The 23,340-nt window shown below is 51.0% G+C and carries 23 protein-coding genes and 5 tRNA genes; 9 read left to right on the forward strand and 19 right to left on the reverse strand.

The window, feature by feature from the left end; genetic code table 11:
* Positions 1-216 precede the first annotated feature (216 nt).
* Positions 217-969 carry a 2,3-diphosphoglycerate-dependent phosphoglycerate mutase gene (gene gpmA, locus LY264_RS16890; protein ID WP_003022999.1) on the forward strand — a complete coding sequence of 251 codons (753 nt, stop codon included), beginning with the start codon at positions 217-219 and terminating at the stop codon, positions 967-969.
* Between the two features lie 108 nt (positions 970-1,077).
* On the opposite strand, the gene aroG is transcribed toward gpmA, so the two are convergent.
* Positions 1,078-2,130, reverse strand: a complete 1,053-nt coding sequence (aroG, locus tag LY264_RS16895) for a 3-deoxy-7-phosphoheptulonate synthase AroG (protein ID WP_003831449.1) — start codon at positions 2,128-2,130, stop codon at positions 1,078-1,080.
* A 317-nt stretch (positions 2,131-2,447) separates the two neighbouring features.
* Between aroG and LY264_RS16900 the strand changes: the two genes are divergently transcribed.
* Together LY264_RS16900 and zitB are read left to right on the forward strand one after the other, a co-directional pair.
* Positions 2,448-2,822: a YbgS-like family protein gene (locus LY264_RS16900; RefSeq protein WP_003022994.1), complete on the forward strand. Its 375-nt coding sequence runs from the start codon at positions 2,448-2,450 to the stop codon at positions 2,820-2,822.
* Positions 2,823-2,935: 113 nt separating this feature from the next.
* Positions 2,936-3,877, forward strand: a complete 942-nt coding sequence (gene zitB / locus LY264_RS16905; RefSeq protein ID WP_048226062.1) for a CDF family zinc transporter ZitB — start codon at positions 2,936-2,938, stop codon at positions 3,875-3,877.
* Here zitB and pnuC read toward each other — a convergent pair.
* From pnuC to cydA, 18 genes are all read right to left on the reverse strand, one after another.
* Positions 3,874-4,593 (reverse strand): nicotinamide riboside transporter PnuC, encoded by a 720-nt coding sequence (gene pnuC, locus LY264_RS16910; RefSeq protein WP_048214653.1) that lies wholly within the window; start codon positions 4,591-4,593, stop codon positions 3,874-3,876. The genes zitB and pnuC overlap by 4 nt on opposite strands.
* A gap of 26 nt (positions 4,594-4,619) precedes the next feature.
* On the reverse strand, positions 4,620-5,663 hold the full coding sequence (nadA, locus tag LY264_RS16915; RefSeq protein ID WP_048226064.1) for a quinolinate synthase NadA: 1,044 nt from the start codon (positions 5,661-5,663) through the stop codon (positions 4,620-4,622).
* A gap of 281 nt (positions 5,664-5,944) precedes the next feature.
* A tRNA-Lys gene (locus tag LY264_RS16920) sits at positions 5,945-6,020 on the reverse strand.
* A gap of 32 nt (positions 6,021-6,052) precedes the next feature.
* A tRNA-Lys gene (locus LY264_RS16925) sits at positions 6,053-6,128 on the reverse strand.
* A gap of 45 nt (positions 6,129-6,173) precedes the next feature.
* Positions 6,174-6,249, reverse strand: a tRNA-Lys gene (locus LY264_RS16930).
* A gap of 3 nt (positions 6,250-6,252) precedes the next feature.
* Positions 6,253-6,328, reverse strand: a tRNA-Val gene (locus LY264_RS16935).
* 137 nt (positions 6,329-6,465) lie between these two features.
* A tRNA-Lys gene (locus LY264_RS16940) sits at positions 6,466-6,541 on the reverse strand.
* Between the two features lie 165 nt (positions 6,542-6,706).
* Complete coding sequence (gene cpoB, locus LY264_RS16945; protein WP_003831441.1) at positions 6,707-7,498, reverse strand: cell division protein CpoB; 792 nt, start codon at positions 7,496-7,498, stop codon at positions 6,707-6,709.
* Between the two features lie 9 nt (positions 7,499-7,507).
* Positions 7,508-8,026: a peptidoglycan-associated lipoprotein Pal gene (pal, locus tag LY264_RS16950; protein WP_003022983.1), complete on the reverse strand. Its 519-nt coding sequence runs from the start codon at positions 8,024-8,026 to the stop codon at positions 7,508-7,510.
* Between the two features lie 34 nt (positions 8,027-8,060).
* Complete coding sequence (gene tolB, locus LY264_RS16955) at positions 8,061-9,353, reverse strand: Tol-Pal system beta propeller repeat protein TolB (protein ID WP_003022981.1); 1,293 nt, start codon at positions 9,351-9,353, stop codon at positions 8,061-8,063.
* Positions 9,354-9,481: 128 nt separating this feature from the next.
* Entirely contained in the window at positions 9,482-10,738 is a 1,257-nt protein-coding gene (gene tolA / locus LY264_RS16960) for a cell envelope integrity protein TolA (RefSeq protein WP_008784157.1), read from the reverse strand.
* A 64-nt stretch (positions 10,739-10,802) separates the two neighbouring features.
* Positions 10,803-11,231 (reverse strand): colicin uptake protein TolR, encoded by a 429-nt coding sequence (gene tolR / locus LY264_RS16965; protein ID WP_003022978.1) that lies wholly within the window; start codon positions 11,229-11,231, stop codon positions 10,803-10,805.
* Between the two features lie 3 nt (positions 11,232-11,234).
* Entirely contained in the window at positions 11,235-11,927 is a 693-nt protein-coding gene (gene tolQ, locus LY264_RS16970; RefSeq protein WP_003022976.1) for a Tol-Pal system protein TolQ, read from the reverse strand.
* Positions 11,924-12,328 (reverse strand): tol-pal system-associated acyl-CoA thioesterase, encoded by a 405-nt coding sequence (gene ybgC, locus LY264_RS16975; protein ID WP_003831439.1) that lies wholly within the window; start codon positions 12,326-12,328, stop codon positions 11,924-11,926. Before ybgC ends, tolQ begins: the two co-directional genes overlap by 4 nt.
* A 275-nt stretch (positions 12,329-12,603) precedes the next feature.
* Positions 12,604-12,897, reverse strand: coding sequence for a cyd operon protein YbgE (gene ybgE / locus LY264_RS16980; protein ID WP_048214655.1), 294 nt, complete (start codon positions 12,895-12,897; stop codon positions 12,604-12,606).
* Positions 12,897-13,010, reverse strand: a complete 114-nt coding sequence (cydX, locus tag LY264_RS16985; RefSeq protein WP_003022970.1) for a cytochrome bd-I oxidase subunit CydX — start codon at positions 13,008-13,010, stop codon at positions 12,897-12,899. The genes ybgE and cydX overlap by 1 nt, the downstream gene beginning before the upstream one ends.
* Before the next feature lie 14 nt (positions 13,011-13,024).
* Positions 13,025-14,164: a cytochrome d ubiquinol oxidase subunit II gene (gene cydB / locus LY264_RS16990; RefSeq protein ID WP_048226067.1), complete on the reverse strand. Its 1,140-nt coding sequence runs from the start codon at positions 14,162-14,164 to the stop codon at positions 13,025-13,027.
* A gap of 15 nt (positions 14,165-14,179) precedes the next feature.
* Positions 14,180-15,748, reverse strand: a complete 1,569-nt coding sequence (cydA, locus tag LY264_RS16995; RefSeq protein ID WP_008784156.1) for a cytochrome ubiquinol oxidase subunit I — start codon at positions 15,746-15,748, stop codon at positions 14,180-14,182.
* A gap of 1,217 nt (positions 15,749-16,965) precedes the next feature.
* Between cydA and glmS the strand changes: the two genes are divergently transcribed.
* Genes glmS through LY264_RS17025 form a run of 6 tightly spaced genes read left to right on the forward strand, consistent with a single transcriptional unit; the run spans position 16,966 to position 23,196 of the window.
* Positions 16,966-17,415, forward strand: a complete 450-nt coding sequence (gene glmS / locus LY264_RS17000) for a methylaspartate mutase subunit S (protein WP_003022963.1) — start codon at positions 16,966-16,968, stop codon at positions 17,413-17,415.
* A complete protein-coding gene (gene glmL, locus LY264_RS17005; RefSeq protein WP_003831429.1) occupies positions 17,415-18,803 on the forward strand; it encodes a methylaspartate mutase accessory protein GlmL in 1,389 nt (462 codons plus the stop codon). The genes glmS and glmL overlap by 1 nt, the downstream gene beginning before the upstream one ends.
* 18 nt (positions 18,804-18,821) lie before the next feature.
* The gene (locus tag LY264_RS17010; protein ID WP_003831428.1) at positions 18,822-20,267 is read left to right on the forward strand and encodes a methylaspartate mutase subunit E; all 1,446 of its coding nucleotides are present in this window, start codon (positions 18,822-18,824) and stop codon (positions 20,265-20,267) included.
* Positions 20,267-21,508 (forward strand): methylaspartate ammonia-lyase, encoded by a 1,242-nt coding sequence (locus LY264_RS17015; protein WP_008784155.1) that lies wholly within the window; start codon positions 20,267-20,269, stop codon positions 21,506-21,508. The genes LY264_RS17010 and LY264_RS17015 overlap by 1 nt, the downstream gene beginning before the upstream one ends.
* 3 nt (positions 21,509-21,511) lie before the next feature.
* Positions 21,512-22,882 (forward strand): acyclic terpene utilization AtuA family protein, encoded by a 1,371-nt coding sequence (locus LY264_RS17020; protein ID WP_003022951.1) that lies wholly within the window; start codon positions 21,512-21,514, stop codon positions 22,880-22,882.
* Positions 22,879-23,196: a DUF4387 domain-containing protein gene (locus LY264_RS17025; RefSeq protein ID WP_003831425.1), complete on the forward strand. Its 318-nt coding sequence runs from the start codon at positions 22,879-22,881 to the stop codon at positions 23,194-23,196. The genes LY264_RS17020 and LY264_RS17025 overlap by 4 nt, the downstream gene beginning before the upstream one ends.
* Positions 23,197-23,340: the final 144 nt, after the last annotated feature.

Consider the following 23,340-nt stretch of genomic DNA (forward strand, 5'->3'; position numbering starts at 1 on the left):
GCCCGATGACGTAACGTAGCGGGCCTGTTATTTGTTTATCACAGTAGAACCGCTCAAATCCCCACCACTCAAAGACAAAATCGCAACCTTGAATTCACAAGAACCTTACACTGTGGCGCTATTTTCGCTATGGTTATGCGTAAGCATTGCCGCTGACGCTTTACGGCAATATAATGAGAATTATTATCATTCAATATGATTTATAGGAGTGAGTGTATGGCTGTAACTAAGCTGGTTCTGGTACGTCACGGTGAAAGTCAGTGGAACAACGAAAACCGTTTTACCGGTTGGTATGACGTTGATCTGTCAGAGAAAGGCGTGGGCGAAGCAAAAGCGGCAGGTAAACTGCTGAAAGAAGAAGGCTACAGCTTCGATTTTGCTTATACCTCTGTGCTGAAACGTGCCATCCACACCCTGTGGAACGTACTGGACGAACTGGATCAGGCCTGGCTGCCGGTTGAAAAATCCTGGAAACTGAACGAACGTCATTACGGCGCGCTGCAGGGTCTGAACAAAGCGGAAACCGCTGAAAAATACGGTGACGAGCAGGTTAAGCAATGGCGTCGCGGCTTTGCGGTAACGCCACCGGAACTGACCAAAGATGACGAGCGTTATCCGGGTCACGATCCGCGCTATGCGAAGTTGACCGACAAAGAGTTACCGGTTACCGAAAGCCTGGCGCTGACCATCGATCGCGTTATCCCCTACTGGAACGAAACCATTCTGCCGCGCATGAAAAGCGGTGAGCGCGTAATTATCGCCGCTCACGGTAACTCTCTGCGTGCGCTGGTTAAATACCTGGATAACATGGGCGAAGATGAGATCCTTGAACTGAACATCCCAACCGGCGTACCGCTGGTATATGAGTTCGACGAAAACTTCAAACCAATCAAACACTACTATTTGGGTAACGCTGACGAGATCGCAGCAAAAGCGGCAGCCGTTGCGAACCAGGGTAAAGCGAAGTAATTTTCATCCCGGGTCAAACGAAAAAAGCGTGGAATGCTCCACGCTTTTTTATTGTCGGATGACGGCGTTGCCTTATCCGGCCTACCGAGCGTAGCCCGGATGAATTTTTTAACCGCGGCGCGCTTTTACTGCATCCGCCAGCTGGCGCAACACCGCATCGGTATCTTCCCAGCCAATGCAGGCGTCGGTGATGCTCTTACCGTAAGTCAGCGGCTCACCGCTATCCGGGTTCTGATTACCTTCTACCAGATGGCTTTCGATCATCACGCCAATAATTGCTTTTTCGCCCCCAGCAACTTGTCCGCAAACATCTTTCGCGACATCCATCTGCTTTTTGAACTGCTTGCTGGAGTTGGCATGGCTAAAGTCGATCATCACCTGCGCTGAAAGCCCTGCTTTGATCAGACCTTCTTTCACGTCGGCAACGTGCTGAGCACTGTAGTTCGGCTCTTTGCCGCCACGCAAAATAATATGGCAATCGCCATTACCACTGGTATTTACGATCGCCGAATGACCCCATTTGGTCACAGACAGGAAGCAGTGCGGCGCTCCTGCGGCGTTAATCGCATCAATCGCTACTTTTATCGTGCCATCAGTACCGTTTTTAAAGCCAACCGGGCAGGACAGACCAGACGCCAATTCGCGATGCACCTGAGATTCTGTGGTACGTGCCCCAATCGCGCCCCAGCTCATCAGGTCGGCGAGGTATTGCGGCGTAATCATATCGAGGAATTCACCCGCTGCAGGCAATCCGCTGTCATTGATATCCAGCAGCAGTTTACGCGCAATGCGCAGCCCATCGTTGATCTGGAAGCTGTTGTCCATGTGCGGATCGTTGATAAGCCCTTTCCAGCCTACGGTAGTTCGCGGTTTTTCAAAATAGACGCGCATAACGATTTCAAGCTCGCCTTTTAACTCTTCACGCAGTGCCAGCAGGCGAGCGGCATACTCTTTGGCGGCTGCCGGATCATGAATAGAGCAAGGCCCAATCACTACCAACAGGCGATCGTCACTCCCTTTCAGGATTTTATGAATCGCCTTACGGGCATGAGCCACCGTGTTTGCGGCATTTTCAGTAGCGGGGAATTTTTCCAACAATGCGACTGGCGGTAATAACTCGTTGATCTCTTTAATGCGTAAATCGTCGTTCTGATAATTCATGATTATTCCAGCGTTGCCATACTTATATAAATGAATGCAATCCCTCCAATCTATATCTTCAGTCATAAAGTGTAAACGGGGTTTTACACTTTGGACGGATTAATCCTGGAATTGGCCAAAAAAACGCAATAAAGTAGCGAAAAACGAGATCCAACCTACAATTTATAACTGTAACAGCTTTAATTTTCATAAATTTCAAGATTCTATGCTGGGTTTAATTTCTCTGGCAAAACTATTAACCACATATTGATGATGTAACTGGCACATGCACTGTTGGAAGACGTTATCCGACATATCGACCATAACAGGAGCATATTATGCATATGACAAAGCTGGCTTCACTCTTTCTTACCGCTACACTCAGCCTCGCCAGCGGCGCGGCGCTGGCAGCTGAAACCAATACGCAGTCCAATAACGGCCAGGCAAATTCCTCGGCGGATGCCGGTCAGGTCGCCCCAGACGCACGCGAAAACGTGGCACCAAATAATGTCGACAACAGTAACGTGAATTCGGGTGGCACAATGCTGCACCCGAACGGTTCATCAATGAACCATGAAGGGATGACCAAAGATGAGATGCACAAAAACACCATGTGTAAGGACGGTCGCTGCCCTGATGTGAATAAGAAGGTTGAGACCGGAAACGGCATTAACAATGATGCTGAGACAAAAACTGATGGCACTACGCAGTAACGCTGAAAATAAAGCTAATAATGGGAGAGCAATAGCTCTCCTTTTTAATTTTATCATCCCAAAAACGGTATGATGGCATACAGTAAAGATGAGAATAACAAAGGGATGGCATAATGGCGCACTCGCATACTCATACTTCTTCTGAGCAACCCAAGGACAATAATGCCCGCCGCTTGATGTTTGCATTCTGCATTACAGCCGGATTTATGTTGGTTGAAGTGGTGGGTGGAATACTTTCAGGTTCACTGGCCTTGTTGGCCGATGCCGGGCATATGCTCACTGATGCCGCAGCGCTCCTTTTTGCGCTACTGGCCGTCCGGTTTTCCCATCGCCCGCCCACAATACGACACACCTTCGGCTGGCTGAGGCTCACGACACTGGCCGCGTTTGTTAATGCCATCGCATTGGTCGTGATCACCATTTTAATCGTCTGGGAAGCCATTGAGCGCTTCCATACGCCCCGCCCCGTGGCTGGCGGCATGATGATGGTTATAGCTGTCGCGGGTTTACTGGCTAACGTGCTGGCTTTTTGGGTTCTACACCGCGGCAGTGAGGAGAAAAACCTGAACGTCCGCGCCGCGGCACTACATGTGATGGGCGATTTACTCGGCTCGGTCGGGGCGATCATCGCTGCGCTGATTATTATCTGGACGGGCTGGACGCCTGCGGACCCGATTCTCTCGATTCTGGTTTCCGTGCTGGTACTGCGTAGCGCCTGGCGACTGTTAAAGGATAGCGTTAATGAATTACTGGAAGGCGCCCCGCTGACGCTGGATATCGCCGCACTGCAGCGCCATCTCAGCCGGGATATCCCCGAAGTCCGCAATGTGCACCATGTCCATGTCTGGATGGTGGGTGAAAAACCGGTAATGACGCTGCATGTGCAGGTGGTCCCGCCGCACGATCACGACGCGCTGCTGGAGCGTATTCAGCATTTCCTTATCCATCACTACCAGATTGAACACGCCACGATCCAGATGGAGTATCAGCCGTGTAATGGGCCGGACTGCCACCTGTATCAGGGGGTATCCGGCCATTCACACCATCACTATTAATGGGACAGCGCGTGGGAACCCCGCTCGCGCGCGCTGTTAATCCACATTCTGCTACCGTTCAGGGCGATAACCGTCAGGATCACATATTCCAGCGACATGGCATATACGCCTTGCAGGGCGAAAATCACTACGCTTATTACGTTAATGATCACCCACAGCAGCCAGTTTTCAACGTACTTACGCGTCATCAGGATCATCGCCGCAATCGACAACACCATCATGCAGGAGTCCCAGAACGGGAATGCATCGGGTTGCAACTCAGGCACAACAACCTGCAATCCTAATGCCTGCATAATGTTCACCGCAATGCGGGTCAGGAACGCAAAGACCAGATCGATATAGACCGACATCAGGCCGATCGCCACCACGCAAGCCGCCAGCCAGCCGATCGCTTTTGGTAACGGCAGCCAGCGAATTTTCAGTTCCGCTTCATGCTGGTTGGTTTGCCTGGACCAGGCATACCAGCCGTAGATGTTGGCGGCAAAGAAGAAAACTTGCAGCAACAGGCTTGCATAGAGCTGGATCTGAAAGAAGATAATCGCAAACAGCGTGACGTTTATCAGGCCGAAGAAGTAATTGCTGATTTTCTCAAGGCTCGCCAGGCCAATACACAGCAACCCAGCGATCGTCCCCACAGCTTCGATCCACGACAGATCGTAACCGCCAGCGCCAATCGGAATATGTACCAGAATGTTCTGCGTGCTAAAAAAGTCCATCTTTTCCCCCAGAGCAAAATAATTAATTAAGCTCGAAGTGTAGCCGCAAATTCCAACATGCGGTTTAACGGCAACAACGCCCCTTCTCGCAGCGCAGCATCAACATGTATCTCATGAGCCGCTCCGCCTTGTTCCAGGCCCTCAGCAATCGCCTTGAGGCCGTTCATCGCCATCCACGGACAATGCGCACAGCTGCGGCAGGTTGCCCCCTCACCAGCCGTCGGCGCTTCAAGCAATTCTTTATCCGGAACGGCCTGCTGCATTTTGTAAAATATGCCCCGGTCAGTCGCCACAATTAGCTGTTGATGCGGTAACGATTTAGCGGCGTTGATTAACTGGCTGGTTGAGCCAACCGCATCGGCCATATCAACGATAGACTGAGGGGACTCCGGGTGCACCAACACCGCGGCATCAGGGTAAAGCCCTTTCATGCGTGTTAAAGCCTGAGTCTTAAATTCGTCATGGACGATACAGGCCCCCTGCCAACAAATAACATCTGCACCGGTCTGTTTTTGGACGTAGTTGCCCAGATGTCTGTCCGGAGCCCAGATGATTTTTTCACCTAAACTATCAAGATGCTCAATAAGTTCTACCGCGATACTGGATGTGACGACCCAGTCCGCACGTGCTTTAACGGCGGCTGAGGTATTGGCGTAAACCACCACGGTACGATCGGGGTGCGCATCGCAAAACGCGCTGAACGCATCAATCGGACAGCCCAGATCTAATGAGCATTCCGCCTGTAGGGTCGGCATCAGGATGGTCTTTTCCGGGCTGAGGATTTTGGCGGTTTCCCCCATAAACCTCACGCCTGCAACCAACAGCGTAGAGGCAGAATGTTTTGAGCCGAAACGCGCCATCTCCAGAGAATCAGAAATACAACCACCGGTCTCTTCGGCCAACTGCTGAATTTCGGGATCGGTGTAATAGTGCGCGACCATAACGGCATCACGCTCTTTCAGCAGGCGCTTGATTTTTTCACGATAAAATTGCTTTTCATCCACACTCAGCGTGGCTGGCTTCGGCGGAAACGGATAAATTGCTGCTTCTGGATTAAACATCACGCTCATCTTGCTTTCTCGTTTTACTGGCTTAACGAAATAACCGATTAAAAGCGTGACGCACGCCGTATTCGGTTAGATTTGTTTTATATGCTAAACAAGATAGCGGATTGGCGTAAGAAAGTCACAATAATTGCGTGTGAGGAATGCCGGAAGGCGACTGACGTCTTATCCGGCCTACGTGAATAGTGTCGTCTGTAGGACTGATAAGCGAAGCGCATCAGGCAAGCAGCTTCGAATCTTATAAATCGCAGATAGCAAAAAGGCGCCTTTAGGGCGCCTTTTTACACTGGTGGGGCGTGCAGGATTCGAACCTGCGACCAATTGATTAAAAGTCAACTGCTCTACCAACTGAGCTAACGCCCCCGTATGGGGTTTACTTCTTTATACTTTCAGGATGGTGGGTCGTGCAGGATTCGAACCTGCGACCAATTGATTAAAAGTCAACTGCTCTACCAACTGAGCTAACGACCCGCTCGGGTATAACCTGAAAATTTTTACTCGGTGCCACCAATAAATTGGTGGGGCGTGCAGGATTCGAACCTGCGACCAATTGATTAAAAGTCAACTGCTCTACCAACTGAGCTAACGCCCCGAGTGGTGGGTGATGACGGGATCGAACCGCCGACCCCCTCCTTGTAAGGGAGGTGCTCTCCCAGCTGAGCTAATCACCCGATACTGCGCTGGATACTACTTACTAACTAAGTTAGTGGTGGGTCGTGCAGGATGACTCGACTTCGTCTCGCCCTACGGGCCGTTGCTTACGCAACGTTATCCTTCACGTTTTACTATCGCGTTCCACCAGAACGATTGGTGGGTCGTGCAGGATTCGAACCTGCGACCAATTGATTAAAAGTCAACTGCTCTACCAACTGAGCTAACGACCCACTTTTTTTGCCGCTTTCGGGCTGTTTGATATCCCTTGGCAACGGCGGCATATATTACTGATTTCAGATTTTAGCGCAACAAAAATTTCGATGTAAATAACTCAACTGCTTAGGAATCACACGACGCGACCAGAATTAACACGATTTCTGGTCGCATGGTGTTCATTACATCGCGCCAAGGCGTTTTTGCGCTTGTTTCGCGCCATCAGTGCCAGGGTATTTAGTGATAACCTGCTGATAAACGGCTTTCGCTTTCTCTTTATCACCTTTGTCCTGCATGATGACGCCGACTTTATACATCGCGTCTGCAGCCTTTGGTGATTTCGGGAAGTTTTTGACTACTGAAGCAAAATAGAACGCTGCATCATCTTTTTTCCCCTTGTTGTAATTCAACTGACCCAGCCAGTAATTCGCATTTGGCAGGTAAGTTGAGTCTGGGTACTTTTTAATGAAGTTCTGAAATGCTTCAATCGCGTCATCCTGGCGGGATTTATCCTGCACCAGAGCAATGGCCGCATTGTAATCGGTATTCGCATCGCCAGTTTGTACCGGAGCACCTGACGCTGCCGCTGCACCCGCATCAGGTGCAGGGGTTGCTGCTGCCCCGCTCTGATCGCCGCCCGCAGATTGCGCCGCAGGTGCACTACCGCTGCCAAGATTATTCATCTGCAGCAATATCTGCTTCTGGCGTTCAACAACCTGATTCAGTTGATACTGATTTTCCTGAATTTGACCGCGCAGGGAATCAATATCGGACTGATTATCGGAGAGTTGTTGCTGGAGTTGGGTTAAAAGCTGACTGTGAGCGTTAGAAATACGCTCGAGTTGAGTGACACGGTCTTCGACCGAGCCAGAACCGACACTACTGATTGGCGCCTGTGCAAAAGCGGCCCAGGGGGCCGCTATGCCAACCAGTAACGACAGACTCAACAGATGATGTCTGAAGTTACTGCTCATGCAATTCTCTTAGTAAACCAGTACGGCGCGACGGTTTTTGGCGTAAGCCGCTTCGTCATGACCCAGTACTGCAGGTTTTTCTTTACCGTAAGAAACGATGGAGATCTGGTCAGCAGAAACGCCTTTACCCTGCAGGTACATCTTAACGGCGTTCGCACGACGCTCACCCAGGGAGATGTTGTACTCAGGAGTACCACGTTCGTCCGCATGACCTTCTACGGTGACTTTGTAAGACGGGTTGCTACGCAGGAAGTTAGCGTGAGCATCCAGCATTGCAGCGAAGTCAGAACGGATATCGTACTTGTCCAGATCGAAGTAAACGATGTTGTTCTGCTGCAGCTGTTGCATCTGAAGACGCGCTTGCTCTTCAGAAGACATGTTGCCGCTGCCGTTTGCATCCATACCAGTGCCGGCACCCAGCATGCCTTCGCTGCCGTCATTGCTGGCGTTCTTGTTAGAAGAACACGCTGCAATAGCCATAACAGGCAGAGCAATCATCAGCCCTTTCAGCACTTTGTTCAGTTGCATTTCAATGATTCCTTTATTAATCAATTATTTATTATCACAGATACGGCGACCAGGCAGGGAATTTAACCTGTCCATCAGTTGCCGGAAGACGCGCTTTGAAACGCCCATCTGTAGAAACCAAATTCAGCACGGATCCCATCCCCTGAGAAGAGCTGTAGATTACCATAGTGCCGTTAGGTGCCAGACTTGGCGTTTCGTCCAGGAACGTTGACGACAGAACTTGTACGCCACCCGCTACCAGATCTTGTTTGGCAATGTGTTGCTGACCGTTGGCCGAGCTTACCATTACCATAAATTTACCGTCGCTGCTCACATCCGCATCCTGGTTTTGCGAACCTTCCCAGGTAATGCGCTGCGGAGCACCGCCGTTGACGTTAACTTTATATACCTGCGGACGACCGGCCTGGTCAGACGTAAAGGCCAGGTTTTGGCTGTCCGGGAACCAGGTAGGTTCCGTGTTGTTGCTACGACCATCCGTCACCTGACGGATCTGACCGGAACCAATGTCCATGACATACAGGTTCAGGCTACCGGTTTTAGACAGGGCAAACGCCAGTTTGCTGCCATCCGGAGAAAACGCAGGCGCACCGTTGTGACGTGGGAACGAGGCTACCTGACGAACCGCGCCGTTAGACAGTGTCTGAATAACCAGTGCAGAACGACCGCTTTCGAAGGTAACGTACGCCAGTTTTGAACCGTCCGGGGACCACGCCGGAGACATCAGCGGCTGCGGAGAACGGTGTACCACGAACTGGTTGTAACCATCGTAGTCGGACACACGTAATTCGTACGGGAACTGACCACCGTTGGTCTGAACAACATAAGCGATACGGGTACGGAATGCACCTTTAATGCCGGTCAGTTTTTCAAACACTTCGTCACTTGCAGTATGGCCCGCGTAACGCAGCCACTGCTTGTTCACTTTATAGGTGTTCTGTGCCAGTACGGTACCCGGTGCGCCACCGGTGTCAACCAGCTGATAGGCAACGCTGTAAGAACCATCCGGGTTCGGCGTAACCTGGCCGACGACTACGGCATCAATGCCCAGCGCAGACCAAGCGGCAGGTTGAACTTCCTGCGCGGTACCGGGCTGCTGAGGCAGACGAGAACGGTCTAACGGGTTAAATTTACCGCTGTTACGCAGGTCAGCACCTACGATACCACCGATATCTTCAGGTGCAGCACCCGGTCCTGCCCACTGGAAGGGGACAACACCAATCGGGCGCGCCGAGTCCACCCCCTGGGTGATCTCGATACGTACTTCTGCGTGCAGCACCGCTGCCCACAGCATCAGAAAACCAAATGCTACTCGTAATGCCTGCTTCATCATATCTCCCTTATCTGGACGGAAAGCCCACGATAATTTAGCAGAATGTTAACAAACTCAAATACACAAAACTACCAGAACTCTGCCTCAACCTTAGACCGTTTCCCCTGATTTCTCAGGGGGCGTTATTACAGTTTGAAGTCCAGTTTGGCATCTTTTACTTTTTCATAAACTGCCTGGCTAGGCGGTTTAGGAATTCTGGCGGTTTTCGCAGCCGTCAGCGCAGCCTGACACAATGCCGGATCCCCGCCCTCTTCGGTCACATCCAGTAACAGACCATCGGGTGCTAACTTGATATGTAATACGCAAGATTTACCTGCATACAAATCTGCACCATACAGACGGCTCTGGATCGCATTACGAATTTGAGATGCGTAAGCACTGATATCAGCGCCAGATGCACCGCCATTGGCACCACTTGTACCACTATCTTTCGCCGGTTGGCCGTTTCCTTTCGCTCCACCGCCCGATTTCGGTGCATTCTTACCGGAGCTCAGGTCGCCCAACAGGTCGTCAACGCCAGAGGCTGCAGCGGCTTTTTCGGCCGCAGCCTTTTTAGCAGCAGCTGCTTTATCTGCCGCAGCTTTCTTATCGGCAGCGGCTTTCTCAGCTGCAGCTTTTTTGTCTGCCGCTGCTTTTTCTGCAGCGGCTTTCTTATCAGCCGCCGCTTTTTCAGCAGCGGCAGCTTTCGCGGCAGCGGCTTTTTCAGCTTTCTCAGCAGCAGCTTTCTCGGCTGCAGCTTGCTTAGCGGCCTCAGCCTGTGCTTTCTTCGCAGCGTCCGCAGCTGCCTTAGCAGCTTGTGCTTCTGCAGCTTTCTTCGCATCAGCGGCGGCTTTAGCGGCTTCAGCCTCAGCTTTTTTCTGTGCGTCCGCAGCGGCTTTCTTCGCGGCATCTGCCGCTTGCTTCGCCTGAGCATCAGCTTTAGCCTTCGCGTCTGCAGCAGCCTTCGCCGCAGCCTCTTCAGCCTGTTTCTGTTGCTCTTGCGCTTTCGCTGCGGCGGCTTCAGCTTGCTTCTGCTGTTCCGCCTGTTCGCGCACTTTTTCCTGCGCGGCTAAACGTTCTTTTTCCAGCTGCTTCAGTCGCTCTTGCTCAGCTGCCTGCTTCTCGCGAAGTTCTTCAGCTTGCTGCTGCGCCTGCTTTTCACGCTGCTCTTCAGCACGTTTCGCACTTGCCTGCTGTTGCTGCTGCCTGTCGTACTGTTGCACAACGGCGCCAGGATCGACCATAACGGCGTCGATGGACGAACCGCCGCCGCCGCCGGCTGAAGCATCAATGTGCTCATCGAACGAACTCCAGATCAGCGCTGCAAATAAAATGACATGCAGCACCGCTGAAATAATTATCGCCCTTTTGAGCTTGTCGTTTTGTTCGGTTGCCTTTGACACTCTCGGTTCCCAAAAAACTGTTCGCCTGTTACGTGCTATCTTTCAAGCCAGCAAAACGCAGTCATCAGATTGGCTGCGTCATCAAGCCAACCGATTTTACGCCTGCACTGTGTAACAAGTTCAGCGCTTTAATTATTTCATCATAAGGCACGTCTTTCGCACCACCGATTAAAAAGACCGTTTTCGGATTGGTCTGCAGGCGGCTTTTCGCCTCCGCGATAACCTGCTCCGGCGGCAGTTGATCCATACGATCTTTCTCAACCACCACGCTGTATTGCCCAATACCGGAAACTTCAATAATGACCGGGGGTTCGTCGTTACTGCTGACGGCTTGCGACTCGGTCGCATCCGGCAGGTCGACTTCCACACTCTGCGTAATGATCGGCGCGGTTGCCATAAAGATCAGCAACAGCACCAGCAGTACGTCGAGCAGCGGTACAATATTGATTTCGGACTTGAGTTCGCGACGACCTCGTCCACGCGTTCTGGCCATGGCTTACCCCTTGTTGCTCTCGCTAACGGTAAACGCCTGGCGGTGCAGAATCGCGGTGAACTCTTCCATAAAGTTGTCGTAATTCAGTTCCAGTTTGTTCACGCGCTGGTTCAGACGGTTGTAGGCCATAACCGCTGGAATTGCCGCAAACAGACCGATAGCCGTTGCAATCAACGCTTCTGCGATACCCGGTGCGACCATTTGCAGCGTGGCCTGTTTTACCGCGCCCAGCGCGATAAATGCGTGCATGATCCCCCAAACGGTACCGAACAGACCGATATACGGGCTGATGGAGCCAACGGTGCCGAGGAATGGAATATGCGTTTCCAGCGTTTCCAGTTCACGGTTCATCGAGATACGCATCGCACGGGAAGCCCCCTCAACGACCGCTTCCGGCGCGTGGCTATTTGCTCGATGCAAACGCGCAAATTCCTTGAATCCGCTATAGAAAATTTGTTCCGAGCCCGCCAAATTATCACGACGCCCCTGGCTTTCCTGGTACAGGCGCGACAATTCAATGCCGGACCAGAACTTGTCTTCAAATGCTTCGGCTTCACGTGAAGCAGCATTAAGAATACGGGTCCGTTGGATGATGATGGCCCAGGATGCGATTGAGAAACCAATCAAAATCAACATGATAAGTTTAACCAGAAGGCTTGCCTTCAGGAACAAATCAAGGATATTCATGTCAGTCACTGCTTAAACTCCGCGACAATAGACTTGGGAAGCGCACGAGGCTTCATTTTGAGTGGATCAACGCAAACAATCAGAACTTCGGCCTCATTCAGCACGGTGTTCTCTGCGTTGACAATGCGTTGCGTGAAAACCAATGAGGTGCCACGCATTGACGTAATTTCGGTTTGAACTTCGAGCATATCGTCGAGCCGGGCAGGCGCAAAATACTCGAGGGTCATCTTGCGCACCACAAAGGCTACACGTTCGGCCAACAGGACCTGCTGACTGAAGTGATGATGACGAAGCATTTCTGTGCGTGCTCTTTCATAAAAAGCGACGTAACTGGCGTGGTAAACCACCCCACCGGCATCGGTATCTTCATAATAGACACGAACCGGCCATCGAAACATATACTTATTCATTCCTACTGCCTCTTTGTTGGCTTCGCCCACTCACACCAGTTACTTACCTTTGTAAGCGTCTGGTGATTCGCGTTCTTGCCGCCGCGATGCATCAAGAATGTCGTTGTATATCGCGCTGTCTTCACTGTACATCCCGGTAATGCAACAAAAGGTTAGTGCTTTCAAACTTCGCTACTATACGCGCGGGAATGGTGCTTTGGAATGGGGGAAAGTAAACGGAGAGTAAAAAATTATGGGCTTATGCAAGCCCATAAATATTTAAGGATGTTTCTTATTCAAAAGAAGAAGAAAAACAGTCCAACAACGAGGACGATATCCGCGATCAGCGGGCAGAAGATACCCTGCCAGTGTACGGCACGAGGACGGAAGCCTACGCCGTGAATAATACCTGCGCAGACCGCCCACATCAGCAGGAAACCATGCCAGATTTCAAGCTCACTGGTTTTGGCCGCGAAACGTGACGGATCCCAGAATATGCAGCCAGCCAACACGATTGCCAGCACAAATGAAAGCGCCCGCAAGGGGCGCTTGTCCATCGCGTTGTATACCATCGCGATAATGTTGGTCATTAGCTATCTTCTTGCCCGGCTTTGCCTGATTCAACGTGCTCAAGCGCCAGCGCTGTGATTATCCCAAATGCACAGGCAAGAAGCGTTCCCAAAATCCATGCGAAATACCACATTTTAAGCTCCTTACTTAGTACAGAGAGTGGGTGTTGCTTTCAATATCTTCTTTAGTGATGCGACCGAACATCTTCCAGTAACACCAGCTGGTGTACAGCAGAATAATCGGTACAAACACCGCCGCGACCCAGGTCATCAGATTCAATGTACGCTGGCTGGAGGTGGCATCCCACATGGTCAAACTTGCGTTCATCATGGTGCTGGATGGCATCACAAACGGGAACATTGCGATACCGGCAGTCAGGATGATGCAGGCTAACGTCAGTGAGGAGAAGACGAACGCCCATGCCCCTTTCTCCATGCGAGAAGTCAGGATGGTCAACAGCGGCAGAACCACGCCCAGAGCAGGAACCAACCACAGAATAGGTGCATTGTTAAAGTTCACCATCCATGCGCCAGCCTCGCGAGCCACTTCTTTGGTCAGCGGGTTTGAGGCGGCATGGTGATCCAGTGCGGAGGTCACAACATAACCGTCAATACCGTAAATCACCCATACACCGGCCAGCGCGAAGCAGACCAGAGTCACCAGCGCCGCAACCTGTGAAGTTGCACGAGCACGCAGATGCAGTTCACCTACCGTACGCATCTGCAGATAGGTCGCACCCTGGGTGATGATCATCCCAACGCTCACGACACCCGCCAGCAGACCAAACGGATTCAGCAACTGGAAGAAGTTACCGGTGTAGTACAAACGCATATAGTCATCTACGTGGAACGGAACCCCTTGCAGCAGGTTGCCGAACGCCACGCCAATCACCAGCGGTGGCACGAAGCTACCAATGAAGATGCCCCAGTCCCACATGTTGCGCCAGCGCATGTCTTCAATCTTAGAGCGGTAGTCAAAACCGACCGGACGGAAGAACAACGATGCCAGTACCAGAATCATCGCCACATAGAAACCGGAGAACGCAGCGGCATACACCATCGGCCAGGCAGCGAACAGTGCGCCACCCGCGGTGATGAGCCAAACCTGGTTACCGTCCCAGTGCGGGGCGATGGAGTTAATCATAATTCGACGCTCGGTATCATTACGACCGAGGAAACGGGTGAGCATGCCCACCCCCATGTCGAAGCCATCAGTGACTGCAAAACCAATCAGCAGAATGCCAACCAGCAGCCACCAGATAAAACGCAATACTTCATAATCGATCATTTGACGACTCCTGTCTTAGCGTGCCGGCTGAGAAGTCACAGTGGACTGCTCGTAGTGATAACGACCGGTTTTCAGGCTACTCGGCCCAAGGCGTGCGAACTTAAACATCAGATACAGTTCAGCCACCAGGAACAGGGTATACAGGCCGCAAATCAACAGCATCGAGAAGATGAGGTCGCCAGCAGTCAGCGAAGAGTTCGCTACGGCTGTTGGTAACACTTCACCAATCGCCCACGGTTGACGACCGTACTCTGCAACAAACCAACCGGATTCAATAGCAATCCACGGCAAAGGAATCGCATACAGCGCGGTGCGCAGCAGCCATTTTTTCTCACCGATACGGTTACGAAGCACAGTCCAGAAGGACACCGCGATAATTGCCAGCATCAGAATGCCGCATGCCACCATGATACGGAAAGCGAAGTACAGCGGCGCAACGCGAGGAATAGAATCTTTCGTTGCCTGCTGAATTTGCGCTTCGGTCGCGTCGGTAACTTTGTCCGTATAGCGTTTCAACAGCAGACCATAACCCAGGTCTTTCTTCATGCTGTTGAACTGGTCACGAACGGCCTGGTCGGTAGTACCAGCTCGCAGTTCTTCCAGCAACTGATACGCTTTCATCCCGTTACGGATACGCTCTTCGTGCTGCACCATCAGATCTTTCAGACCAATGACCGGTGTATCAACAGAGCGGGTGGCAATGATGCCCAGCGCATAAGGAATTTGAATCGCAAAATGGTTTTCCTGCGCATCCTGGTCCGGAATACCGAACAGCGTGAAGGAAGCCGGTGCAGGCTGAGTTTCCCATTCTGCTTCAATCGCAGCGAGTTTGGTTTTCTGCACGTCGCCCATTTCGTAACCAGATTCATCACCCAGAACGATAACAGACAGAATAGCAGCCATACCAAAGCTGGCAGCGATAGCAAAAGAACGTTTAGCAAACGCGAAGTCACGACCGCGCAGCATATAGTAGGAGCTGATACCCAGAACGAACATCGCGCCACATACATAACCAGATGCCACAGTGTGAACAAATTTCACCTGTGCTACCGGGTTGAGCACCAGTTCAGAGAAGCTCAGCATCTCCATACGCATGGTTTCGAAGTTGAAATCCGCTGCGATTGGGTTCTGCATCCAGCCGTTCGCAACCAGAATCCACAACGCGGACAGGTTAGAACCCAGAGCCACCAGCCAGGTGACACACATATGCTGGACTTTACCCAAACGGTCCCAGCCGAAGAAGAACAGACCTACAAAGGTGGATTCGAGGAAGAAGGCCATCAAACCTTCGATCGCCAGCGGCGCACCGAAAATATCCCCTACATAGTGGGAGTAGTAAGACCAGTTAGTCCCGAACTGGAACTCCATGGTCAGACCGGTAGCCACACCCAGAGCGAAGTTGATACCAAACAACTTGCCCCAGAACTTGGTCATATCTTTATAAATCTGTTTGCCGGAAAGGACGTAGACCGTTTCCATGATGGCCAACAAGAACGCCATACCGAGCGTCAGTGGCACAAACAGGAAGTGGTACATCGCGGTCAAGGCAAACTGTAAGCGCGACAGTTCGACTATATCTAACATCATGACTCCTTGCTCATCGCATGAAGACTCCGAGAGTGAACCCCGTTAGAAAGGGTCACACGCATGCCCCAATACAAATTTATCTGCTTCCTTCCGCCGCTACCCTTTCCTCTCATTTGAAGAAAGGACAATGATGAAAGGTTACAAACATGTTAATAAAACACTCAAATTGATCCCGCAATTATATTACGCCGTAAAATCCTTACAATAAACAGGTTTTTATCGAGACAAATTTGCATTTTTCGATAGTGATCAATTTATAGCTAATTTACCACTTTCAGACCAATTTGATCTGAAGCAATTTAACCTCTTTTGGTGCTGTTTTCCAAGTTTTAAACATTGATTTAAATCAATTTTCAAATTTAATGTTAATAGTGTTTAGCACTCACGCTACTAGTAAACGCGATGTTAACAACATGTTTTCCAATGAGTAATTGCCGTTACTACAAATGATAGGATATTTATTTAAATGTACACGATCTTTTAACCAGCCCGGCTGACAAAATTGATAGCAGATAAAGAATCACTAATGCTGGGTAGCTCACAGTTTTTTGTTTAGCAAGTCATGGATTTGTTATTTCATACAAATTGTTCATTTAAATTTTACTTATAATTAACACCGAAATGTAACTATCTCAACTGGAAGCGAAAACGTTCCACAATGACCGATGCATTGCGTTTGTCGTTCTGCGAGAGAACGCTGACGTTTCGCTTAAATCATCACTGAAAGTTATCATTAACACCCCCTCCTCTCTTATGTGGCAAAGATTAAATATGCCACAAACATTTCCTTATCATTTTTATCCTAAATTTAACAAAAATGAATTGTGACATATAAGATTAAAAAATAAAAAACCGTTATGTCGTTCACAAGTTAATTAGTAATTGGGATTTTTGAAATTATTTAAAACACGTCATAAATGGCGCGCATAACAAAATAAGATTTCGATCACAAACATGGCAAGTCATTTATTACCAAATTCCCTAATAAATTAAACAAAGCTAAGAAAAGATAACTCATCACATTGATTATGAACGGATTTTATAGATGACAAATATAACAATCATTTTTCTCAGGATATTTTGAAAATAGATCAATTGCTTCCTTTTTCGCTTCCACAGAAACTCCAACCCTATTAAGAGGTTGTCACAATCCATGTTCTAAATATTAGAAAATAATTTCACTTATTGACCATCAGCCCTACAGAGGATTACCCATGAAGAAATCTACACTTGTTATTGGCGTCATCGGTGCTGACTGCCATGCAGTAGGTAATAAAGTTCTGGATCGCGTTTTTACTGCTCATGATTTTCACGTAATCAACCTCGGGGTGATGGTGAGCCAGGATGAATATATTGATGCTGCGATTGAAACAGGCGCCGATGCCATCGTGGTGTCCTCTATCTACGGTCATGGCGACATTGACTGCCTCGGACTACGTGAGCGCTGCATCGAACGCGGCCTTGGCGACATTCTGCTGTACGTCGGCGGCAACCTGGTCGTCGGTAAACATGACTTCGCCGACGTGGAAGTGAAGTTTAAAGAGATGGGCTTTAACCGGGTCTTCGCCCCCAGCCACGATCTGGAAGATGTTTGCGCGCTTATCACTAATGATATTCACCAACACAATGGCCTCGAACAGCGTTGCCTGGAAGAGGCCATCTGATGCAAACAGTTTCTGTCGATATCGGCTCGACATGGACCAAGGCAGCCCTCTTCGCACATGAAGGCGAGGAATTAACCCTGGTAAACCATGTCCTGACCCCAACCACCACACATCATCTGGCAGACGGTTTTTTTGCCAGCCTGAATCAGGTGCTGAATGTTGCCGATGCTCGCCCGTTACTGAAAAGTGGTGAAGTGCAGTTGAAATACTCCTCCTCAGCGAAAGGTGGGCTCGCCGTTGCAGCAATGGGGCTGGTGCCTTCCATTACGCTGGAGTCGGCAAAAGTTACCGCCCATTCGGCAGGAGCGAAAATCGCGCAATATTATTCGTACAAGCTGAACCGTCATGACATCCAGGAGCTGGAATCATCACCGCCAGACATTCTGTTGTTTACCGGCGGGACAGACGGTGGCGAAGAAAGTTACGGCCTGGCGAATGCACACGCGCTGGCAGGCTCAAAGCTTGATTGCGCCATTATCTACGCCGGAAACCGGGACATTCAGGACGAAATACAAACGATTCTGGGACATAAGGATCTGACCACGGTAGACAACATTCTGCCGGACCTCGATCACCCGAATCCGTTTGCCGCGCGTCAGGCGATTTGCGATGTGTTCTTGTCACGCATCGTCAAAGGCAAAGGTCTGGACGTTATCGTCGGCGAAACAGGCGAAGAACCTATGCCGACGCCATGGACGGTATATGAGTTAGTCAAAGCCATTAGCGATTACGACAGCGCATGGAAGGAATTCATGCTGATTGATATGGGCGGAGCCACCACGGATGTCTATTCGGCCAGCGCGAATACCCTCTCCCCCGATACCGTCCTGCATGGTGTTCCTGAACCGTTCGTCAAACGTACCGTTGAAGGCGACCTTGGAATGCGCGTTTCCGCCGTTGTGGTGGGAGAAAGCACGCAGGATATGGTGAAAGTCATCTTCGCCCAGCAGCCACAGCGCGAGGAAGCGTTTTACCGCTATCTACGCCACCTGGTTGGGCAACCGGATTACCTGCCACTCAGCGAGGAAGAGAAATATTTCGACACCCTGCTGGCAGGTTTATGCGTGGGCTATGCCGCTGAGCGCCACGCGGGCACTAAAAAGCAGGTTTGCACCTGCGTGGGTAATGTGGATTTACAGATGGGTCGCGATCTCACCACCGTACGCAAAGTCGTCGGTTCAGGGGGATGGCTCTCTCGCGCCAGCCAGTTCGATATCCATAACTGGCTCAAATACAGGGAGCTGGACGACCAGGGTAAAAGAATTCTGTTACCGAATCAGTTTGAGTATTACCGCGATTCAAATGGCCTGCTCCCTCTACTGGCAAACGTCGCCAGGCTGTACCCGCAAGCCGCTGCTCGCACCAGCATTCAGTGTTTAACCCTATAAAACTTAAGGCAGCTACGAATGGAACTTCGAAATAAAAAATTGACCCACGACGAATTCATGACCGAAAGGCATCAGGTGTTACAAACCTGGGAAACCGGCAAAGACGTTGAGAACTTCGAAGATGGCGTGAAGTACCAGCAATCAATTCCAGAGAAAAAGCGTTTCTCCCTCGCCCTGCTGAAGGCCGATCAGGAAGGTAAAACTCTGAGCCAGCCGCGCGCAGGCGTAGCATTAATGGATGAGCATATTGCGCTACTCAAAACATTGCAGGAAGAGTGCGACCTCCTGCCAAGTACTATCGATGCCTATACCCGTCTGAACCGCTATGAAGAAGCCGCTGTCGGGATCCAAAAATCCATCGAAGCAGGTACTTCCAAGCTGAATGGTTTACCGGTCGTCAATCACGGGGTTGCTGCCTGCCGTCGTATGACTGAATCGCTGGATAAACCGATCCAGGTTCGCCACGGTACACCGGATGCGCGTCTGCTGGCAGAAATCGCCATGGCCAGTGGCTTTACCAGCTACGAAGGCGGCGGTATCTCCTACAACATCCCTTACGCCAAACGCGTCACCCTGGAAAAATCCATCCGCGACTGGCAGTACTGCGACCGTCTGATGGGTCTGTACGAAGAGAACGGCATTCGCATCAACCGTGAACCGTTTGGTCCGCTGACCGGCACGCTAATCCCGCCGTTCATGTCCCACTCAGTCGCGATTATCGAAGGTCTGCTGGCGCTGGAGCAGGGCGTGAAGTCTATTACCGTCGGTTACGGCCAGGTCGGTAGCCTGACACAGGATATCGCTGCTATTCAGGCACTGCGTGAACTGTCCCACGAATACTTCCATAACCATGGCTTCGACGATTACGAGCTGAGCACCGTTTTCCACCAGTGGATGGGCGGATTCCCGGAAGATGAAGCAAAAGCCTTCTCCGTTATCGCCTGGGGCGCAGCGGTTGCCGGTATGTCTGGTGCCACAAAAGTCATTACCAAAAGTCCGCACGAAGCATTCGGTATCCCAACCGCGGCAGCTAACGCCCAGGGTCTGAAAGCGTCACGCCAGATGCTCAACATGGTCAGCGATCAGAAATTCCCGCAGTGCGCTGCCGTGGAGCAGGAAGTTGACCTGATTAAGAGCGAAGTCCGCGCGGTATTGAAGAAAGTCTTCGAACTGGGCAATGGCGACATTGCGCGCGGTACGGTGCTGGCCTTTGAAGCTGGCGTGCTGGATGTGCCTTTCGCTCCTGCCGCCTGTAACGCCGGTAAGATCCTGCCTGTTCGCGATAACACAGGCGCAATCCGTATTCTTGAAGCCGGTGCCGTGCCGCTGCCGAAAGATATTCTCGCCCTGCACCACGACTACGTTGCAGAGCGCGCACATTTCGAAGGTCGCAAGCCTTCTTTCCAGATGGTCATTGATGACATCAACGCCGTATCCCACAGTAAATTAATAGGAAGACCATAATGAAAATTAAACAGGCCCTTTTCACAGCTGGCTACTCCTCATTTTATTTTGACGATCAGCAGGCCATCAAAAACGGCGCCGGTCATGACGGGTTTATCTATACCGGCGATCCGGTAACGCCAGGATTTACGTCTGTTCGTCAGGCGGGTGAATGTGTTTCCGTACAGCTGATTCTGGAAAACGGCGCGGTGGCTGTGGGCGATTGCGCAGCGGTGCAATATTCAGGTGCAGGCGGTCGTGACCCACTGTTCCTGGCTGAAAACTTCATTCCGTTCCTCAACGACCACATCAAGCCGTTACTGGAAGGTCGTGACGTTGATTCGTTCCTGACCAACGCCCGTTTCTTTGACGAACTGCGTATTGACGGCCATCTGCTGCATACCGCCGTACGTTATGGTCTGTCTCAGGCGCTGCTGGACGCGGCGGCACTGGCTACCGGTCGTCTGAAAGCCGAAGTGGTTTGTGATGAATGGCAACTGCCATGTGTCCCGGAAGCCATTCCGTTATTTGGTCAGAGCGGCGACGACCGTTATATCGCCGTCGACAAGATGATCCTCAAAGGTGTGGATGTCCTGCCGCATGCGCTGATCAATAACGTTGAAGAGAAGCTGGGCTTTAAAGGTGAAAAACTGCGTGAGTACGTCCGCTGGTTGTCTAACCGCATCCTGAGCCTGCGCACCAACGAAAGCTATCACCCGACGCTGCACATTGATGTCTACGGCACCATCGGTCTGATCTTCGATATGGATCCAGTGCGTTGCGCCGAATACATCGCCAGCCTGGAAGCCGAAGCGCAAGGCCTGCCGCTGTACATTGAAGGTCCGGTTGATGCCGGTAACAAGCCGGATCAGATCCGCATGTTAACCGAGATCACTCAGGAGCTGACTCGTCTGGGTTCCGGCGTGAAAATTGTTGCGGATGAATGGTGTAACACCTATCAGGACATCGTGGACTTCACCGACGCGGGCAGCTGCCACATGGTGCAGATTAAAACCCCGGACCTGGGCGGCATTCACAACATCGTTGATGCAGTGCTGTATTGCAACAAACACGGAATGGAAGCCTATCAGGGCGGTACCTGTAACGAAACGGAAATCAGTGCTCGTACCTGCGTACACGTCGCGCTGGCCGCGCGTCCAATGCGCATGCTGATCAAACCGGGTATGGGTTTCGATGAAGGTCTCAACATCGTGTTTAACGAAATGAACCGCACCATCGCGCTGTTGCAAACTAAGGATTAAGAGATGGCACGCACATTTAAGATCTTATCGCCTACGGCTATCCTGGGTTATGGCTTCCCGGAAGAAAGTTTTCGTAAAGCCATGGAAGAGTCACCGGATCTTATTGCTGTTGACGCAGGTTCCTCCGATCCTGGCCCTCACTACCTGGGGGCAGGTAAACCCTTTACTGACAGGGCCGGTGTGAAACGCGATCTGCGCTATATGATTGTGGCAGGCGTTAAGAACAACATCCCTGTCGTGATCGGCACAGCCGGTGGTTCTGGTGCAGCTCCGCATCTGGAGTGGTGTCGCCAGATAATCCATGAGATCGCGCAGGAAGAAAAACTGTCTTTCTCAATGGCGCTGATTCCGTCTGATGTCGACAAAGAAATCGTTCATCAGGCGCTGGATAACGGCAAAATCACCGCGCTCGATTTTGTGCCTGAACTGACTCACGAGGCCATTGAAGAGAGCACCTACATTGTCGCGCAGATGGGCGTCGAACCTTTCCAGCGTGCGCTGAAAGCCGGTGCGCAGGTGGTCCTGGGCGGACGTGCCTACGATCCGGCCTGCTTCGCCGCGCTGCCGATTATGCAGGGCTTTGATGAAGGTCTGGCGCTTCATTGCGGTAAGATCCTTGAGTGTGCAGCCATTGCCGCCACCCCTGGCTCCGGCTCAGATTGTGCGATGGGAATCATTGACGATAACGGCTTTACGCTGAAGGCGTTCAATCCCAAGCGTAAGTTCACCGAGACTTCCGCAGCAGCGCACACCCTGTACGAGAAGTCAGATCCGTACTTCCTGCCAGGGCCAGGCGGTGTGCTGAACCTGAAGGCATGCACTTTCACCCAGGTTAACGAGGGTGAAGTGTATGTCAGCGGTTCACGCCATGAAGAAACACCGTATGCGTTGAAACTGGAAGGTGCACGCCAGGTTGGCTTCCGTTGCCTGACCATCGCCGGAACACGTGACCCTATTATGATTGCCGGGATTGACACGATTCTTGAAGAGGTACAGGCAAGCGTTGCACGTAACCTCTCACTGAATGACGACAGTATCCGCATGACGTTCCACCTTTACGGTAAGAACGGTGTGATGGGCAACCATGAGCCGATGAAAACTGCGGGCCATGAACTGGGAATTTTACTGGATGTCGTTGCGCCAACGCAGGATATCGCTAACAGCGTTTGCTCGCTGGTGCGCTCTACCCTGCTGCACTACGGCTATGAAAATCGTATTGCGACTGCGGGCAACCTCGCCTTCCCGTTCTCGCCATCTGATATTCAGAGTGGACCGGTGTATGAGTTCTCGATCTATCACCTGATTGAAGCGAGCGATGCGCTGCGTTTTGATTTCCACATTGAACAGGTGACGCCAGAAGGAGTTCAGGCATGAAACACTCAATTTGTTCACTGGCGCAAGTAATTCGTTCCAAAAACGCCGGACCGTACGAACTGGTTTTAGATATTTTATTTAAAACAAGGGAAGACTATCAGCGGGTAAAAGCCTGCGAGCAATTAACACCGCAGCTTATTGCCGGTTTATATAATGTTGAGCCTGAATTCATTCACAATATCGTCTGGTTCGATCCAGCGAATGCCGTAAAAATCGTCATGCCACGAGATATTATTTCCGGCAACGTCGGTGACAATGATGTTTATGGTGCGCAGCAACACGCTCCATTATTAAGTATTGAGTTCGACTTGTAACAAAAAAACACAATAACAACCATTGGAGCACAGAATTCAGCTGTATCACAGTGCTTCGAATTATTCATGCGGTTGGTCACAACAGGCGTGCGTCTGAGCTGCTGTCCAGGTTCAGGCGCACGCCACCCTACACAATTCCAATTA

It is taken from the genome of Citrobacter portucalensis (genome assembly GCF_023374935.1).
Classification (GTDB): domain Bacteria; phylum Pseudomonadota; class Gammaproteobacteria; order Enterobacterales; family Enterobacteriaceae; genus Citrobacter; species Citrobacter portucalensis.